Origin of the sequence: Stenotrophomonas sp. SAM-B (genome assembly GCF_013387485.1) — a bacterium.
Taxonomy (GTDB): Bacteria; Pseudomonadota; Gammaproteobacteria; order Xanthomonadales; family Xanthomonadaceae; genus Stenotrophomonas; species Stenotrophomonas maltophilia_AA.
The window spans coordinates 1-451 of record NZ_JABBXB010000032.1; the positions used below are offsets into that span (position 1 = coordinate 1).

The 451-nt window shown below is 53.4% G+C and carries 1 rRNA gene; it reads right to left on the bottom strand.

Going from position 1 to position 451, the window contains the following annotated elements:
* A 16S ribosomal RNA gene (locus HH110_RS19095) occupies window positions 1-451 on the bottom strand; the annotation flags it as partial.

Genomic DNA, 451 nt, shown 5'->3' on the forward strand with positions numbered 1-451 from the left:
CTACACGGGTATCTAATCCTGTTTGCTCCCCACGCTTTCGCACCTCAGCGTCAATACCGGTCCAGTGAGCCGCCTTCGCCACTGGTGTTCTTCCGAATATCTACGAATTTCACCTCTACACTCGGAATTCCACTCACCTCTCCCGGATTCTAGCGATGCAGTCTTAAAGGCAATTCCGGGGTTGAGCCCCGGGCTTTCACCTCTAACTTACAAAGCCGCCTACGCGCGCTTTACGCCCAGTAATTCCGAACAACGCTTGCTCCCTCCGTATTACCGCGGCTGCTGGCACGGAGTTAGCCGGAGCTTATTCTTTGGGTTACGTCAAGACCAAAAGGTATTAGCCTCTGGCTTTTCTTCCCCACCAAAAGTGCTTTACAACCCGCAGGCCTTCTTCACACACGCGGCATTGCTGGATCAGGGTTTCCCCCATTGTCCAATATTCCCCACTGCA